At 60.6% G+C, this 15839-nt stretch carries 14 protein-coding genes; 7 read left to right on the top strand and 7 right to left on the bottom strand.

Annotated elements, in window-relative coordinates; translation table 11 throughout:
• Positions 1-363: 363 nt before the first annotated feature.
• The 6 genes from AC13RC_RS09095 to AC13RC_RS09070 all read right to left on the bottom strand — a co-directional run bounded on the left by AC13RC_RS09095 (position 364) and on the right by AC13RC_RS09070 (position 7219).
• The gene (locus AC13RC_RS09095) at positions 364-2016 is read right to left on the bottom strand and encodes a GMC oxidoreductase (protein WP_488556964.1); all 1653 of its coding nucleotides are present in this window, start codon (positions 2014-2016) and stop codon (positions 364-366) included.
• A gap of 30 nt (positions 2017-2046) precedes the next feature.
• Positions 2047-3129 (bottom strand): ABC transporter ATP-binding protein, encoded by a 1083-nt coding sequence (locus AC13RC_RS09090; protein ID WP_488556963.1) that lies wholly within the window; start codon positions 3127-3129, stop codon positions 2047-2049.
• 4 nt (positions 3130-3133) lie between these two features.
• The gene (locus AC13RC_RS09085; protein WP_113420696.1) at positions 3134-4018 is read right to left on the bottom strand and encodes a carbohydrate ABC transporter permease; all 885 of its coding nucleotides are present in this window, start codon (positions 4016-4018) and stop codon (positions 3134-3136) included.
• Positions 4018-4905: a carbohydrate ABC transporter permease gene (locus AC13RC_RS09080; protein ID WP_113420697.1), complete on the bottom strand. Its 888-nt coding sequence runs from the start codon at positions 4903-4905 to the stop codon at positions 4018-4020. The genes AC13RC_RS09085 and AC13RC_RS09080 overlap by 1 nt, the downstream gene beginning before the upstream one ends.
• Positions 4906-4973: 68 nt before the next feature.
• The gene (locus AC13RC_RS09075) at positions 4974-6206 is read right to left on the bottom strand and encodes an ABC transporter substrate-binding protein (protein WP_113353378.1); all 1233 of its coding nucleotides are present in this window, start codon (positions 6204-6206) and stop codon (positions 4974-4976) included.
• 59 nt (positions 6207-6265) lie between these two features.
• Entirely contained in the window at positions 6266-7219 is a 954-nt protein-coding gene (locus AC13RC_RS09070) for a sugar phosphate isomerase/epimerase family protein (protein ID WP_113420878.1), read from the bottom strand.
• Positions 7220-7439: 220 nt separating this feature from the next.
• Here AC13RC_RS09070 and AC13RC_RS09065 point away from each other — a divergent pair, with 220 nt between their 5' ends.
• Positions 7440-8516 (top strand): LacI family DNA-binding transcriptional regulator, encoded by a 1077-nt coding sequence (locus AC13RC_RS09065; RefSeq protein ID WP_488556962.1) that lies wholly within the window; start codon positions 7440-7442, stop codon positions 8514-8516.
• Here AC13RC_RS09065 and AC13RC_RS09060 read toward each other — a convergent pair.
• Positions 8505-9407 carry a helix-turn-helix domain-containing protein gene (locus AC13RC_RS09060; RefSeq protein ID WP_488556961.1) on the bottom strand — a complete coding sequence of 301 codons (903 nt, stop codon included), beginning with the start codon at positions 9405-9407 and terminating at the stop codon, positions 8505-8507. The two genes, AC13RC_RS09065 and AC13RC_RS09060, sit on opposite strands and share 12 nt — an antisense overlap.
• Before the next feature lie 110 nt (positions 9408-9517).
• Between AC13RC_RS09060 and melA the strand changes: the two genes are divergently transcribed.
• The 6 genes from melA to AC13RC_RS09030 all read left to right on the top strand — a co-directional run bounded on the left by melA (position 9518) and on the right by AC13RC_RS09030 (position 15832).
• Positions 9518-10834, top strand: coding sequence for an alpha-galactosidase (gene melA / locus AC13RC_RS09055; protein ID WP_488556960.1), 1317 nt, complete (start codon positions 9518-9520; stop codon positions 10832-10834).
• Between the two features lie 188 nt (positions 10835-11022).
• Positions 11023-11817 (top strand): DeoR/GlpR family DNA-binding transcription regulator, encoded by a 795-nt coding sequence (locus AC13RC_RS09050; RefSeq protein WP_113331763.1) that lies wholly within the window; start codon positions 11023-11025, stop codon positions 11815-11817.
• Positions 11814-12812, top strand: coding sequence for an N-acetylglucosamine kinase (locus tag AC13RC_RS09045; protein WP_368518227.1), 999 nt, complete (start codon positions 11814-11816; stop codon positions 12810-12812). Before AC13RC_RS09050 ends, AC13RC_RS09045 begins: the two co-directional genes overlap by 4 nt.
• Positions 12805-14061 carry an ABC transporter substrate-binding protein gene (locus tag AC13RC_RS09040; protein ID WP_152093951.1) on the top strand — a complete coding sequence of 419 codons (1257 nt, stop codon included), beginning with the start codon at positions 12805-12807 and terminating at the stop codon, positions 14059-14061. The genes AC13RC_RS09045 and AC13RC_RS09040 overlap by 8 nt, the downstream gene beginning before the upstream one ends.
• The gene (locus AC13RC_RS09035; RefSeq protein WP_488556959.1) at positions 14058-14975 is read left to right on the top strand and encodes a carbohydrate ABC transporter permease; all 918 of its coding nucleotides are present in this window, start codon (positions 14058-14060) and stop codon (positions 14973-14975) included. Before AC13RC_RS09040 ends, AC13RC_RS09035 begins: the two co-directional genes overlap by 4 nt.
• Positions 14975-15832, top strand: a complete 858-nt coding sequence (locus AC13RC_RS09030; RefSeq protein WP_113353370.1) for a carbohydrate ABC transporter permease — start codon at positions 14975-14977, stop codon at positions 15830-15832. Before AC13RC_RS09035 ends, AC13RC_RS09030 begins: the two co-directional genes overlap by 1 nt.
• The last annotated feature ends 7 nt before the right edge of the window (positions 15833-15839 follow it).

Raw genomic sequence — 15839 nt, 5'->3', positions numbered from 1 at the left:
CGCTTCGTGGCGAGGGGAGATTGTGCGCTTTAAATGGCTTTGCGCGCTAGAGCCGGATTTCCCTGCAATTGGCGAAAGACATTCTAATTTTTCAAGCTATTTCGGCGCGAATTTCTTCTGGGTTGGGCACCGTAACGGAGTGGTCGAACCCACCTCTTCGTCCTGCACAATCGCTCGATGTAGTTGGGCAGAAGGATATGCACGATATTTACAGTGGCAAGGTGACAAAGCCAAACTATTTCCATCAGATGGCGAAACCGCGAAGGTTACACGGACGGCGGCCATGGAGGAGTGCGGTGAGCCTCCATATCTAAAATGGAGGTCGACCGAAGGTTTGAATTCCAATCGGAACGAAGCGCCTGATCATGATTGTCCGGCGCGATATTGATCGGCAATGTTCCTGCAGGCGCGGATGGTCAGGGCCATCACGGTCAGCGTGGTGCCGGCAATGCCGCTGCCCGGAAAGGCGGAAGCATCCGTCACGAGCAGGTTAGGGACATCCCAGCTCTGGTTATGGGGATTGAGGACGGAGTCCTTGTTCGATGTTCCCATGCGCGCGCCGCCGGTTTCATGGATTGCGGCGCCCATGCACATGGTCTTGCGGAACCATCTGCGGAACATGAAGCGGCTGAACGGATCGGCATCGGGGAAGGCGCCGCGGCCCATCTCCCTAAGACCGGTGGGCGAGCCGATGAATTCCAGCTCGCCGCCGACGCCGCGCACCATATCGATTAATACCTCTTCCTGCCGGCGCAGCAGGGCATGTTCCTCCTCGCCCATGACACATCGGATATGGGGCACCGGAATCCCCCAGGCATCCTTGCGCGCTACATCGAGCGTGATGCGATTGTCGGCATAGGGCAGCATACGGCCGAAGCCGAAGAAGGCCAGCCGCGAAGGCTCTTCATCCGGCGTCGGCGCTCGGCCGATGCTTCCCTGATAGTCGAAATCGCCGCGGCCTGTGTCGCCTTCTCCAAAGCGCGGTACGAAAATGCCGCCGGATGGATTGTAGAAGGGATCGACAGGCGCGGAATCATCGGCCGTCCAACCCTTCGCCTTGGAGAAGGAGCCGAAGGCAAGGCATGGAAGCTGATCCATGAAATAGCGCCCGAGCGCACCCGAGCTGTTGGCGAGCCCATGGGGGTGGCGAGCCGTGGCCGAATTGAGAAGCAGCCGGACGCTTTCAATCGGCGATGCGGAGAGCACGACGAGGGCAGCGCGCGCGGCCTCGACCTTGCCGGTCGCGCGGTCGATGAACTCGGCACCCGTCGCCCGGCCGCCGGCATCGTCGGTGGTGATACGCCGCACGATGGCGTCATGGCGGATGGTCAGCCGTCCTGTCGCCAACGCCTCGCGCAGCGGCTTCGGCGTCCGTTCGGCATCGGGCGCGATATAGCGCCAGGAAACGACATGCCGCTTCGGCCAGCGTCCTTCGACTTCCGTCTTGAAGATTTCTTCGGCCGGGGTCAGTTTCGCCGGATGGGCGTAGACGCCGTCGGGCAATGTCTCCACGCCATCCTCGTTGCCATAGAGACCAAGGCTTCCTTCGACCTCGGCATAATAGGGCGCGAGCTCGTCGTAGGAAACCGGCCAGTCGACGCCCTTGCCCGTCTTCGAGCGGATCTTGAAATCATCATCCGTCCAGCGCAGCAGCACCCGGCCGAAGCTGTGCAGACGGCCGCCGCCCTGGCGGCCGCGTATCCACAGGAATGGCGCATCCTTGGGGGTCGTATAAGGGTTCTTGCGATCGTTGACGAAGAAATGGCTGAAGCGCTCGGTAAAGAAGGCGGCGCGCGCCTGGATCGGCTGGCCCTTCAGCGTGGCGCGGGCGCGCTCCCAGATATTGATGCTGCTGGCCGGCGCCTTCTTGCGGTTCGGATCGAAATCCTTCTGGGTCACCGCCGGGCCGGCCTCGAGCAGCAGCACCGACAGCCCTTGGGCAGTCAATTCCTTGGCGGCGAAGGAGCCAGCGGCGCCGGAGCCGATCACCAGCGCGTCATAGACAGTCTGAGACATGGATAATTTCCGTATGCTGTGGAAGTGGTCTTAGAGGCGGGCGCCGTCAGCGCCGAAGAGGGAGGCCTTGGCGATATCGAGGCCGGGCGTGATCGCCGCACCCGGCTGGAGCGCGGCATCTCCCATGACGCGGTAGGAGAGGCTTCGGCCCGCCCAGTCGAACCACAGCACGGTATCGGCGCCCATCGGCTCGACGACCGAGACAGTGCCCGGAAGGGTAGGCCAACCCACGTCCGCGCCATTCGGCGCGATATGCTCCGGCCGGATGCCAAGCGTGGCGGGACCTGCCTTGACGGCGCTGAGGAAAGGGTAGCCGGCGAGGGGGATCGCAAGTCCGTTGCTTTCGAAGACCGGCGCGTCCGCCTTCGAAATGATCTCGCCCTCGATGAAGTTCATCGCCGGCGCCCCTATGAAGCCGGCGACGAAGAGATTGGCCGGGCGATGGTAGATCTCGGAAGAGCTGGCGAGCTGCTGGATCACGCCGTCCTTCATGATGGCGATGCGATCGGCAAGCGTCAGCGCCTCGACCTGATCATGCGTGACATAGATCATCGTGTTGCCGAGGCTCTGATGCAGCTTCTTGATCTCGACGCGCAGCTCGTTGCGCAGCTTGGCATCGAGATTGGATAGCGGTTCGTCGAACAGGAAAACATTGACCTCACGCACAAGGGCGCGGCCGATCGCGACGCGCTGGCGCTGGCCGCCCGATAATTCCGAGGGTCGGCGGTCGAGCAGTTTGTCGAGGTGGAGAAGCGACGTCGTGCGGGCGATGCGCGCCTCGATCTCGGCCTTGGGAAGACCCGCCACGCGCAGGCCGAAGGAGAGATTCTTGCGCACCGACATGCGGGGATAGAGCGCATAGGATTGGAAGACCATGCCGATGCCGCGATCCTTCGGCTCGGCCCAGGTGACATTCTTGTCCGAGATCCAGATCTCGCCGTCGCGGATGTCTTGCAGGCCGGCGATCGAGTTGAGCAGGGTCGACTTTCCGCAGCCGGAAGGGCCGAGCAGCACGAGAAATTCGCGCGGAGCGATGTCGATCGACAGCTTGTCGATGACGGTGTGATCACCATAGGCGATCTTGAGATCCTTGACCGAGACGGCAGGCTGCATGGCATTACCCCTTGACGGCGCCGGCGGCGACACCACGCAGGAACCAGCGGCCGGAGAAGAAATAGATGGCGAGCGGGACGACGGCGGTCAGAATGGTGGCAGCCATGTTCACATTGTAGGCGCGCTCGCCCATGGTGGTGTTGACGATGTTGTTGAGCTGCACCGTCATCGGCAGGTTGTCGCGTCCGGCGAAGACCAGGCCGATCAGGAAGTCGTTCCAGATTCCGGTGAACTGGAAGATCGAGGCGACGACGATCATCGGCACCGACATGGGCAGCATGATCTCGATGAAGATCCGCCAGAAGCCGGCGCCGTCGACGCGAGCCGCTTTGCAGAGCTCCTCGGGAATGGCGACGAAATAGTTGCGAAACAGCAGCGTCACCAGCGGCAGGCCGAAGATCACGTGGACGAGGACCACGCCTGCCACTGAGTTATAAAGGCTGAGGTTGGCGAGCAGCCGCACCAGCGGATAGAGGAAGATCTGGTAGGGGATGAGGCCGCCGGCCATCAGAAGGCCGAATAGCAGGTTCGAGCCCCTCGGCCGCCAGAAGGACAGGGCATAACCGTTGATCGCGCCAATGAAGACGGAAATCGCGACTGCCGGCACCGTGATCCTGACCGAATTCCAGAAGCCGATGCGCACACCCAGACATTGGGTGCCCATGCAGGCTCCCGACCACGCTGTCTTCCAGGCGGTGAAATCGATGGTATCGGGGAAGGCGAAGATGCGACCCTGGCGGATCTCTTCCATCGTCTTTAGCGAGGTGACGAGCATCGTATAAAGCGGCAGCAGGAAGAAGAGCGCGGACAGGATGAGGAAGGCATAGAGCCCGATCTGGCCTGCCGTGAGCCGTGATGGCTTGGGACCACGGGGATGAAGAGCCGCCATCAATGTGCTCCCCTTCTTCTGGCGCGCATATGGAGCGCGTAGCGAAACGGAGCGACGGCCATGACGACCGAAAGCACGAGCACGGTGGCGCCGGCGCTCGCAAGGCCGAGGTTTTGGCGTTCGAAGAGATTATCCATGATGAATTTTGCCGGCACCTCGGTCGAATAGCCAGGGCCCCCACCAGTCTGCGCGACGATGAGGTCATAGGTCTTGATCACGCCCATGGAGAGCAGCATGCCCGATGCGGCAAGCGCCGGCCCAAGCTGCGGCAGGATGATCGAGGCATAGATGCGCCAGACCGGAATGCCATCGATCTGGGCGGCTTTCCATTGCTCCTCGCCAATCCCGCGCATGCCTGACAGTGCGATGACCATGACGAGACCGGCTCCCTGCCAGACACCGGCGAAGACCACCGTATAGATCGCCATGTCGCGATTGACGATCCAGTCGAAGACGAAGCTCTGCCAGCCGAGCGCCCTGACGGTCGCCTGAATGCCGAAGGTCGGGTTCAGCATCCACTGCCAGATGAGGCCGGTAACCACGAAGGACATGGCATAGGGGTAGAGGAAGATGGTGCGAAAGAGGCTTTCGAAACGAACCTTGCGATCGAGGGCCGCGGCGAGCACGAAGCCGAGAACAAGGCAGCCGGCGACGTAGAGAACGCCGAAGATCAGCACGTTTTCCAGGGATGCGAGCCATCGCGATGTCCGGAACAGCTTGGCATATTGGGCAAAGCCGACATAGTTGGACGAGGGGAAAATGGTCGAATCCGTAAAGGACAGGCGCACCGACCAGACCATGGTGCCGATATAGACGACGATCGCGGCAATCCATGTCGGCAGCAGGGCAAAGGTCGCAGCAAGGGGTCGTCTGCGCTTGGTTTGCATAGGCAAACTTTCTCAAAAGGATGGGCGGAGCCGATCGACCGGAATTCGAGGATCGGCTCGCTGGAAGGCTATTCGAAGATCGCGAAGAACTTCTCCGCGCCTGAGGCGCTGTCCTCGGACGGATTGGTCCAGAACTCGTCAACGAAGTCGTTGAGTGCGCCGGCCTGCTGCGGCGAAAGGATCAGCGCCTGATCCGGCACGATCTTGCCGGCTCTCATCAGCTCAAGGCCTTTTTGCGCGCAGGTATCGAGCTTGGACTTGTCGACGTCGGTGCGCATCGGCACCGAGCCCTTCTTCAGCGAGAATTCGACCTGCACGGTCGGATCCATGGCGACCTCCGCAAGCAGGGTCTGGCCCTTTTGCGCGGCCGCATCGGCGATCTTTGGGAAGGAGAAGGAATCGGCGACGTAGACCATGCCCGGCGATTGCGGCACGAGCATGCAGCCATAATCCTTGCCCAGTTCCTTGCCGGCTGCAACGAATTCACCCTTGGCCCAATCGCCCATGAATTGCACGCCCGCCTTGCCGGTGATGACCATGGCGGTCGCGTCGTTCCAGTTGCGGCCCGCAGCCCCCTCGTCGACATAGGCGCGAAGCTTGCCGAGAATATCGAGCGTCTTCTTCACGCCCTCGACGGATGTATCGCCCTTGTCCTTGTTTGCATAGATCTTGAGGAAGCCGTCGATGCCGACCTGGGTCAGCAGGATCATGTTGAAGACCTTGGATTCCTGCCAGGATTGGCCGCCCCAGGCGACGGGCTGAATGCCGGCTGCCTTGAGCTTATCGAGTGCCGAGAAGAATTCATCCCAGCTCTTCGGCTCGCCGGTGAGGCCAGCCTTGGCGAAGGCATCCTTGGAATAGAACACCCAGCTCTCGCCATGGGCGCCGGTCGGGGAGAGGTAGACCTTGCCGTTATAGGTGATGAGATCGTAGATCGATTTCGGCAGGACGTCGGCCCATTTGCCGGCTTTCGCCACATCGTCGATCGGGTTCATAAGCCCCTGATTGACGAAATCGGCATTGGCAAGGCCGAGCACGGCCTGTTTTGCGGTCGGCGGATCGCCGGCGACCAGACGGTTCTGGAAAGCGGCATCGGCCGCGCCGAAACCGGCGATGGAAGAGTCTTTCCAGGTGCCGCCGCGCTTTTCGAACTCCTGCTTGACGACGCTGAGGGCGGCGGCTTCGCTGCCTGATGTCCAGGAGGTCATCACCTCGGCCTGCGGCTTGTCTTCCGCATGGGCAGGAATGGAAGCCGTAACGAGCGCGGCTCCCATCAGTAGCATTTTCACTATGTCTTTCATCGTTCCACCTCTTCAGGAAAGCCCTCTTGGCGGGGCTATTCGTTTTCGGATCGTTGGTATCAGCGATAAATCGGCGAGAGCGCCTGTCTGACCAGCGTCAGGCCGTTGGCGATATCGCCGACCGGATCGGGCGCGGCATCCAGCTCGAGTATCGCCCAGCCTTCATAGCCGCGGTCGCGCAGCAGCCTGGCCCAGCCCGGCCAGTCGACCCGGCCGAGACCGAAGCCGCAGAAATAGGGGCGATGGCGATCATGGATATGCTCGTCGATGACCGTATCGGCCGGCATCGGGCCAAGCGCATCCTTCCAATGGGCGATGATGACGCGCTCATGGTGACGATCGACAAGCTGCAGCGGATCGGAGCCGGCAACGATGATATGCGCCGTATCCGGGCACATATGCACGTAGGCGGGATCGGTCAGCAGCATCAGCAGATCGACGTCGCGCGCTGCCGCGAAAATCGAATGCGCCTCGGTGTGGAGAGCGAGCCGCACACCCTTGGCGTAGAGAGCGGCGCCGAGGCGATTGAGGAAATCGGCAATCTTGCGCGCCTGCTCGAAATCGAAGAACCGTACCGGCTGAGCGCCGAGCGTCTGGCGAAGCGGCGCGCCGATGACCATGATATCGCTGCCGCATGCCTTGAGGAATTCGGCATATTTTTCTGCCTTACCGATGATGGCGGCCTGGGCGGAGGCCTCGGTGAAATCGCCGGCGGCTTCGAGTTCCGCGAAGAAGCCGCTCGCAAGCGTCAGGCCACGCCTGGAAAGCTCTGCGGCGAAGTTCTCGACCGAACCATAGGTCTTCGTCGCATCCTGCCAGTTGAAGGGCGAGAAGGTCAGTTCCACGCCGGTGACGCCGGAGGCTTGCACGGCATCCAGTATCTTGTCCCAGAAGGCGCGTGGCTCATTGCGCGATAGCGCGATGATGCCGTCATAATCCCCTACGCCCCAAAATCCGGGGTGGAAAAAGGTGACGAGATCGACACCAAAACGCAGCCGTTCCGTAGAGGTCATGAGATTATCCGTTCTTAAGGCACAGAAAATCGCTCGCGGAACCACGATCCACGGCCAATAATCCATAATGATTTCAACGCACTGTAAGTGGCAAACGTTTGCCGTGCCTAGATAGTAGACAAGTCGTTTTTATATGCAAGCGATTTTTGGCAAACGTTTGCTAAACGGTTGGGATTGACGTAGCATCCCGCGCTACAGGCATTGGGAAGGACGCCAAAAAGTGAAGAATAACAAGGATCTGCCGGCAGAAGAGCATTCCGGCCCTCTGATGGCTGACGTCGCTCGGCTGGCAGGCGTCGCGATCTCGACGGTGAGCCGGGCGCTTGCCAATCCCGGTCGCGTCAACGAGAAGACCCGCGCCAAGATCGATGCCGCCGCCAAGCAGCTCGGCTATACGCCCAATGCCATGGCGAGGGGGCTCCGTGTCGGCAAGTCCAACGTCGTCATGATCATTCTGCCGGGCTCGCTTTATTACGGTGTCTCGCAGGTCATTCCCCTGGTCCTGCAGGGGATAAATCGATCGTTGAGCCAGAACGGCTATCACCTGATGATTGCCAACCTCGATCGCGACGAGGCTTCCGAGCGCCATATCCTCGATCTGGCTTTCGGCGGCACGGTGCGTGGCGCCATCATCCTCTCCTCGGATCTGCCGGTGCACGGTGGTCGGTCACTGAAGGATTCGGCCCTGCCGATCGTCTCGCTTTTGTTCGATATGAGCCCCGCGGCCCTGCCGAGCGTCGTGACCAATGATCGGCAGGCCGTTCGAGAGGCCACGGCCGAATTGCTTGCTCTTGGCCACCGCCGTTTCCTTTATCTTGCCGGCCCTGAGGGCAATTATCACGATAGAGAACGCTATCTGGGCGCCGTTGAAGCGCTTGCCGCCGCGGGGTTGCCGGAGACCGCGATCGTCAGGTCCGGCGGCAGCCTCGACTATCAGCATGGTTTCCAGATCGGCGTCGCCGCGGCGGCGGAATTTGCCGATCTCATCTTGAAGCCGACGGCCGTCATTGCCACGAGCGACGACATGGCGATTTCCTTCATGAGTTGCGTTCAACGCATGGGTTGGAAAATTCCGACAGATCTTTCCATCGTGTCCTTCGACGGCGCTCCGGTCTGCGAATATTCGCTGCCGCCATTGTCGACCATCGAACAGCCGGTGGAGGAAATGGGCCAGATGGCCGTGAGCTTGCTGATGGAGCGGATCGATGCGCCGGATAAGGCAACGGCCCTGCGTCATGTCATCGAAAGCAAGCTCATTCGGCGCGAGAGCTTTGGTCCGGCGCCGTCACATGGTTAGGAACGGCATTGCATCGCTATCATCGGTGCCTCCATCCCGTCCGAGCGACGAACGGAACAGTCTCGGCGTCGTTCCTGTCCGCCGTTTGAAGATGTCGTAGAACCGGCTGCTGGACCCGAAGCCGCAGTCATAGGCGACCTGAAGGATCGGGCTGTTGGTTTCTGCGAGCTGCTGCATCGCCCGGGCCAGGCGATAGCGCGTCAGATATTCGTTGACCGAGATGCCCAATACGCTGCGGAATAGCTTGTTGGCCGTGCTGGGATGGATGCCGGCGAGCCCTGCCAGCATTGGCAGGCTTACCGGTTCGCAATAACGGGTATGAATAAGGTCCGTCAATGTTTCGGTGCGCTGCACGGCGATGCTGACGGCCGGTACCGAGCGCCGTCGGGCGTAGTCATGGTTGTCGTCGGGAGCATCGAGAACGAAACGCCGTATTCTGAGCTTGACCTCGTCGAGGATCAGCCGACGCCGAGCCATGTCGCCATGCTCCCAATCGGCCACCCATTGCGCCAGGAGCATCGCGTCGGCGGGGTAGGGGCGGCTGTCGGCCGAAAACCGTCCCTGCATGATCGACTGCCGCACGCTACGCTCGATCGGCAAACTCAGGAAATCGACGAGCGGAAGATAGATGCAGATGAGTGGCGCACCAGGGGTGACAGCAATCGTCCTGTGCGGAATGGCGGCCCAGAACAGCACCAGTCGCCCCGCTTCGACCTGCTCCTGCCTCCCATTGAAGATATAGGTCATCTGCCCTTCCATGAGGAAGTTCAGCTCGACATGGTCGTGCCAATGCGCAGCGCTCATGGCATCGGCGATGTGCCGCTCGATCAGAAAGCCGCCGGCGGATGTGATGAGAGCTTCGCGCTCGACGGAATGGCTGGGTTTCGGCATGGGACCTATCTGGTGGCGCGAATCCGGGAATAATTTCATTGATAGCAGGAGGAAATTCCGAATTGAAAGAGGCATTGAGGCTCAAAGCTATTCCAAGCGGAGATCCCTTCATGCCAAAGATCTGCCTGATCGGTGCCGGCAGCACCGTCTTTGCCCAGAATATTCTGGGCGACGTCCTTTCCAGTCAGACGGGTGGCGATTACGTCATCAGCCTCTTCGACATCGATCCGGAGCGCCTGAAAACATCCGAAATCGTTGCCCGCCGGCTCTGCGAGGCGCTTCATCTCGACAAGGTGCGCGTCGAGGCGTCGCTTGATCGCCGACAAGCGCTGAAAGGTTCGGATTTCGTCATCCTGATGATGCAGGTCGGCGGCTATAAGCCGGCCACGGTGACTGACTTCGAGATCCCGAAACGACATGGTCTCCGGCAGACCATAGCCGATACGCTCGGGATCGGTGGTATTTTCCGCGGGCTTCGCACCATTCCTGTTCTCGAAGAAATCTGCCGTGACATGGAAGACATGTGCCCCGACGCCCTGCTGATGCAGTACGTCAACCCGATGGCGATCAATTGCTGGGCGATCAAGGAGATCGCGCCCCACATCCGCACCGTCGGGCTTTGCCACAGCGTGCAGCACACGGCCGCCCATCTTGCCGATTGCCTCGGCGAGAATGTCGCCGATATCAACTATCTCTCGGCCGGCATCAACCATGTCGCCTTCTTTCTCAAATATGAAAAGCTGCACGCCGACGGCAGCCGCGAGGACCTCTATCCGCGTCTGCGCGCTCTCGCCGAAGAAGGACGCATTCCAGCTGACGATCGGGTACGTTTCGACGTTCTAAAAAGACTTGGCTACTTCGTCACGGAATCGAGCGAGCATTTCTCGGAATATACATCCTGGTATATCAAGGAAGGCCGTAGCGATCTGATAGAGCGGCTCAATATTCCCCTGGATGAATATATCCGCCGTTGCGAGGTCCAGATCGCCGACTGGCACGAGTTGCGTCGCGACCTTGAAGGCGGCAAGCCGATCGATGTCTGCCGGAGCAACGAATACGCGGCCGGCATCATTCACGCGGCAGTCACCGGGCAGCCCGCGCTGATCTACGGAAATGTTCCGAACAATGGACTGATCCAAAATCTGCCTGACGAGTGTATTGTCGAAGTTCCATGCCATGTCGATCACAACGGCATTCAGCCGATGCGCATCGGGCGGATACCTTCGCAGCTCGCCGCCGTCATGCGCTTAAGCGTTTCCGTGCAGGAGCTGACGGTCGAAGCGGCAGTGACGAAGAAGCGAGATCGCATCTATCAGGCGGCCCTACTTGATCCGCACACCTCGGCGGAACTGTCACCCGATCAAATATGGACGCTTGTCGACGATATGATCGAGCAGCACGGCAGTCTTTTGCCCGCCTACCACTAGCCCATCACGTCTTCAGCGAAGGTAATTCCCAAGCGCGGTCTCCTCAATAGAGGAGGCCGCGCGTTTGCATTTTTTGGTCTGAGGTGATCACAGGATTAAATCAAAAAAGATCAAAATTCTGATTGACATTGATCTTATTGGGTGGAAGTTTGAGCGAAATAGAAGCAATTGCGAAAGAGGAACCTTCGTTGAGCCAGGCTGGTGGGGTGAAAGTCGATCGTCTCGATGCTATTCGCAGTCATCTCTATGCGAACGGATTTTCGACCATCCAGGCGCTCGCGGACGCCATCGGCGCGTCCCTGGCAACGGTGCGCAGGGACCTGCAGGTCCTCGAACGGGAAGGCGCCATCGACCGGGTGCATGGCGGCGCTCGCATCGCCGAGGGCTCCTCGGTGGAGCTTGCCTTTCAGGAGCGCGCCAAGCGGCATTTGTCGGCCAAACGTGCAATTGCAACAGCTGCCTACGATTTGCTGAGCCCGCGCACGGCGATCTTTCTCGACGCCGGAACCACCGTCTTGCAGCTCGCGCGTCTTATCCGCCTCAACCCGATCCCACTTCGCATCTTCACCAATGGCCTGACGGTGGCGCAGGAATTCCTTAATATTCCCAATCTGGACGTCGTCTTGCTCGGTGGCCAGCTTCGCAGCGAAAATGCTTCGCTCGTCGGGCCGCAGGCCGAAGCGATGCTTGAGAGCATCTGGTTCGATCAGCTCTTTCTCGGCGCGAGCGCCATCAGCCCGGATGGCGCGATCTATAGTGTCGACAGCGCCGAAGCGAGCCTCAATAAATGCATGCTCAGCCGCTCGGCGCACCGTTTCGTGCTCGCCGATTCCTCCAAATTCGGCACGATGGCGACCTATAAGGTCGCTCCCCTGAGTGCCGCCAAGGTGATAACCGATGCGGGTCTTTCCGCCCATTGGCGCGGCGAACTCGTCAACCTCGGCGTCGAGATGACAATCGCGGACCTCGGAGCGCCGGAATGAGCGACGAGCTGATCCTCGGCATCGATGGCGGCGGCAGCAAGGTGCTGGTCGCGCTCGCTGATAGAGCCGGCAACGTACTCCAGATGACGCGGAGCGGCGGCGTCAATCCGATGGACAATCCGAATTGGCGGCGCGAACTGGATCTTGCCCTGCGCCCCTTCCTGGAGCGGGAGCAGCCGGCCGCCGTCGCCGCCGCGCTGCCGGCCTATGGTGAGGTCGCCCACCTGTCGGAACGGCAGCGCGAGGCGATCGAGACCAGCTTCCCCAAGGCCAAGCGGCATATTCTCAACGATGTCGACGCGGCTCATATCGGCGCCTTCGCCGGAAAGCCTGGTATTCTGATCCTGTCCGGAACGGGTTCCATGGCCTGGGCACGTAACAGTGCTGGCGCATCTGCGCGCGTCGGCGGATGGGGCGATGTCATCGGCGACGAGGGCAGCAGCTATTGGATCGGGCGGGCAGCTCTCAGCCTCGTCAGTCAGAGTCTCGACGGGCGGGCAGGTCCGACCACGCTGGCGAAGGCCATGTTCGAATTCCTGAGCCTCGACAGCATCGACCCGGTCAATGCGCTGGGAGGATGGGTGAGCGAACTCGAAAACCCTCGCGCCGAGATCGCTGCCCTCTCAGTTCTCGTCGATCGCGTTGCGCGCGCTGGTGACGCAGCAGCCAAACGACTGATCGAACAGGCCGCATCCGAACTGGTAAAGCATGTCGACGCCATAGCGCCGCATTGCGATCCGTCGGCAGACTGGACCCATGCCGGCGGAACATTTGCAAGCCGCGCCCTGCTAACCGCGCTCGAGCGGCGCATCGGTCGCCCGGCCGTGAGCCCGAAGCTTCCTCCCATCGGCGGCGCCCTCCTGGTGGCCGCCCGACTCCTCGACTGGCCGGTGGATGACGGCTGGATCACGCAAATCGCCGCAACGGTAAAGACCGCGGCGGTGCATTCAGGTGAAGCAGACCTCAATAACAAGGAAAGAAGGGAACATGCGTAAATTTACTTTGCCATTCGTCGCTCTGGCGGCGCTCGTTGCCGCCGTTCCGGCTCTCGCTCAGGATGCGAAACCGCTTGCCGGTCAATCGATCACAGTGCTGATGCCTTCGCCGCAGGCGCCCAACATTCCCGGCGACTTCGAAGCCGAGACCGGCATTCACGTCAATATGCAGACACTCTCGTGGGACGATATCCGCCCCAAGCTCGTCACCTCGCTGATCGCGGGAACAGCGCCGGCCGATGTCACCGAATTCGATTGGTCATGGACCGGCCAGTTCAGCGCCGCGGACTGGTATCTGCCGCTCAACGACGTGATCGACGCCGATACGGTCAAGGATATCGGTGTCTCCAAGATCTTCACGGTCAACGGCAATCTGCTCGGCGTGCCCTATACCAACGACTTCCGCGTCATGCTGATCAACAAGAAGCATTTCGCCGACGCGGGCATCACGACAATGCCGAGGACACTCGACGAGCTTGTCGCCGCCGCCAAGCAGATCAAGGAAAAGAAGATCGCGACCTATCCGATCGGCCTGCCGCTTTCGGCGACCGAAGGCGCGTCGACCAGCTGGTATCTGCTGACGAAAGCCTTCGGCGGCGAACTGTTCGACAAGGATTTCAAGCCGCTTTTCGTCTCCAAGGATTCGGCCGGCTACAAGGCACTCGCCTTCGAGCTGATGCTGCTGAAGGAGGGGCTCGTCGATCCGGCGTCGACCGGCCTCAAGGACAGCCAGATCAATGAGAGCATGTTTGCCCAGGGCGTCACGAGCATCATGATCTCGGGCGAGCCGGGCAGGATCGGTCAGATGAACGATCCCAAGCAGTCGAAAGTGGCCGGTCAGATCGAGGCGATCCTGGTGCCGACCGCAAGCGGCGAGACCCGCAGCTTCGGCCTTCCCGAAGCACTCGCGATTCCCCGCGTTTCACAAAATAGGGACGCCGCCATCGCCTTCGTCAAATGGTTCACCAGCAAGGACTTCCAGAAGAAGAACGCGGCCAATGGCGCATTGCCGACCCGCACCTCGGCATTGTCCGAGCTCAACGCCGCCGGCCAGCTGCTGAGTGGCGATACGCTGGTCGCGCAATCGAAGACCGTCGAGCCGCTGTTCCCGCAGGGTACGCCTCCTTGGTATCCGGAATTCTCCAGCGCGGTAAATACGGCCATCAATAGCGCGGCGAAGGGCCAGGTCACCGTCGATCAGGCCATGCAGAACATCGCCGAAGCGGCAAAGCAGGCATCGGCGCAATGACAATCGCAGTCTCCGCCGATGGCAGGAGCAAGCGTGGTGCCGGCGTCAAGGCCGACACCATGCTGGGTATCCTGCTTGTCTCGCCGATCCTGATCACGATGGCGGCCCTTGTTTTCTACCCGATCGGAAGAACGGTGTGGGACAGCCTGCACAGGGTCAATCCGATGCAGGCGGGAACACCTTTCGTCGGGCTGGAGAACTACACCCGCATGTTCTCCGACGCGGCGCTTGGTACGACATGGATCAACACATTTCTCTATGTCGTGCTTGCGGTCATCGCTGAAACGGTGTTCGGCGTGCTGGCTGCCGCTCTCATCAATCAGGTCAAGGTTGGACGGCAATGGCTGCTCGCGGCTGTCGTCCTGCCCTGGGCGTTGCCCGGTGTCGTCAACGCGGTGATCTGGCTCTGGATCTATCAGCCCGGCGCGGGATTGCTGAATGGCATTCTATCGGCCGTGGGGTTGCCATTTGAAAACCACGTCTGGTTCAACGATCGCACCAGCGCCATCATCGCCGTCACGGTGGTTCACGTCTGGCGCATGATGCCCCTCACCGTCGTCATCGTGCTGGCCGCCATGCAGAGCATTCCCGCTCATCTCTATGAGGCCGCGCGCATCGATGGTGCCACGCGCACGCAGATGTTCGCCTTGGTCACGCTTCCGCTGGTGCGCAGCGCCATTGCCGTTGCCATGACCAACGCGACCGTCAATGCATTCAACCTCTTCGATGAGGCCTGGGTCTTGGCGGGTTCCAGCCTCGAGACGCGACCGGTTCTCGTCCAGATCTATCTCGAGACCTTCCAGAACCTGCGTTTCTCTTACGGCATGGCCTTGTCTCTCGTGATCACGTTGGTCTCGCTGCTGGTTTCGCTCGTCTATGTCCTGCGGGTCTATCGCAACACCAGGTTTGATTGATGAAACAGAGCCTTTCCTATCGTTTGCTGATCTGGGCCGGTGTCGCGGTTCTCCTGATCTGGTCGCTCGGGCCGATCTACTGGACGCTTGCAAGCTCCATCACTCCGACCGAGGACTTTTCGGCTAGACCGATCCATTTCTTTCCGCAGCATTTCACGCTGGACCATTTCTCGCGCCTCTTCGGCATCGATATTGCCAGGATCGGCGGAGTTCAGGTCTGGTCGCAGTTTCGCGCGGCACTGATCAACAGCATCGTCACCTCGGTGGCCGCGACGCTTCTTTGCGTGGCGATATCGGCCCTCGGCGCCTATGCCTTCACGCGGATCCGGTTTCCCGGCCGGGGTTTTCTGTTTGCCGCCGTCGTCGCGACGCTCGCAATCCCCGGTTATGCGGTGCTCATTCCGCTTTATCGGATCATGATCGGCCTGCATCTGGTCGATACCTATGTGGGCGTGGCGCTGATCTATGTCTCGGCTTACCTGCCCCTGTCGCTCTGGCTCTTGCGCAGCGTCTTCGAGGCATTGCCGATCGCGCTTGAGGAGGCGGCACAGCTCGATGGCGCGGGCAGGCTCTACATCTTCTTCAACATCGTCCTGCCGCTTGCCGGTCCGGGCCTGACGGCGGCAGCCATCCTAACCTTTCTTGGCGCATGGGGGCAGTATCTCGTCCCGCTCATCTTCTCGCCGCAGGCGACGAAGCCCCTGACGGTGCTGATCCCGGAATTCGTCACCAAGAACTTCATCGACTATGGGCTGATCACGGCAAGCGGATCGATCGCCATCATCATTCCCGCCCTGGTCGTCATCTTTCTCAATCGATACCTCGTCAGCGGTCTGCTGGCAGGATCGGTCAAGTAAATCGGAG

It is taken from the genome of Martinezella sp. CNPSo 3890, assembly GCF_057784455.1.
The sequence above is the reverse complement of the archived record's forward strand: the minus strand, read 5'-3'. Positions and strand labels throughout refer to the sequence as shown.

What these genes read in the sequence shown, in the direction of transcription:
- AC13RC_RS09095 (WP_488556964.1), bottom strand. Translation starts at nt 2,016, where the DNA reads ATGTCTCAGACTGTCTATGACGCGCTGGTGATCGGCTCCGGCGCCGCT.
- AC13RC_RS09090 (WP_488556963.1), bottom strand. Translation starts at nt 3,129, where the DNA reads ATGCAGCCTGCCGTCTCGGTCAAGGATCTCAAGATCGCCTATGGTGAT.
- AC13RC_RS09085 (WP_113420696.1), bottom strand. Translation starts at nt 4,018, where the DNA reads ATGGCGGCTCTTCATCCCCGTGGTCCCAAGCCATCACGGCTCACGGCA.
- AC13RC_RS09080 (WP_113420697.1), bottom strand. Translation starts at nt 4,905, where the DNA reads ATGCAAACCAAGCGCAGACGACCCCTTGCTGCGACCTTTGCCCTGCTG.
- AC13RC_RS09075 (WP_113353378.1), bottom strand. Translation starts at nt 6,206, where the DNA reads ATGAAAGACATAGTGAAAATGCTACTGATGGGAGCCGCGCTCGTTACG.
- AC13RC_RS09070 (WP_113420878.1), bottom strand. Translation starts at nt 7,219, where the DNA reads ATGACCTCTACGGAACGGCTGCGTTTTGGTGTCGATCTCGTCACCTTT.
- AC13RC_RS09060 (WP_488556961.1), bottom strand. Translation starts at nt 9,407, where the DNA reads ATGCCGAAACCCAGCCATTCCGTCGAGCGCGAAGCTCTCATCACATCC.
- melA (WP_488556960.1), top strand. Translation starts at nt 9,518, where the DNA reads ATGCCAAAGATCTGCCTGATCGGTGCCGGCAGCACCGTCTTTGCCCAG.
- AC13RC_RS09045 (WP_368518227.1), top strand. Translation starts at nt 11,814, where the DNA reads ATGAGCGACGAGCTGATCCTCGGCATCGATGGCGGCGGCAGCAAGGTG.
- AC13RC_RS09040 (WP_152093951.1), top strand. Translation starts at nt 12,805, where the DNA reads ATGCGTAAATTTACTTTGCCATTCGTCGCTCTGGCGGCGCTCGTTGCC.
- AC13RC_RS09035 (WP_488556959.1), top strand. Translation starts at nt 14,058, where the DNA reads ATGACAATCGCAGTCTCCGCCGATGGCAGGAGCAAGCGTGGTGCCGGC.
- AC13RC_RS09030 (WP_113353370.1), top strand. Translation starts at nt 14,975, where the DNA reads ATGAAACAGAGCCTTTCCTATCGTTTGCTGATCTGGGCCGGTGTCGCG.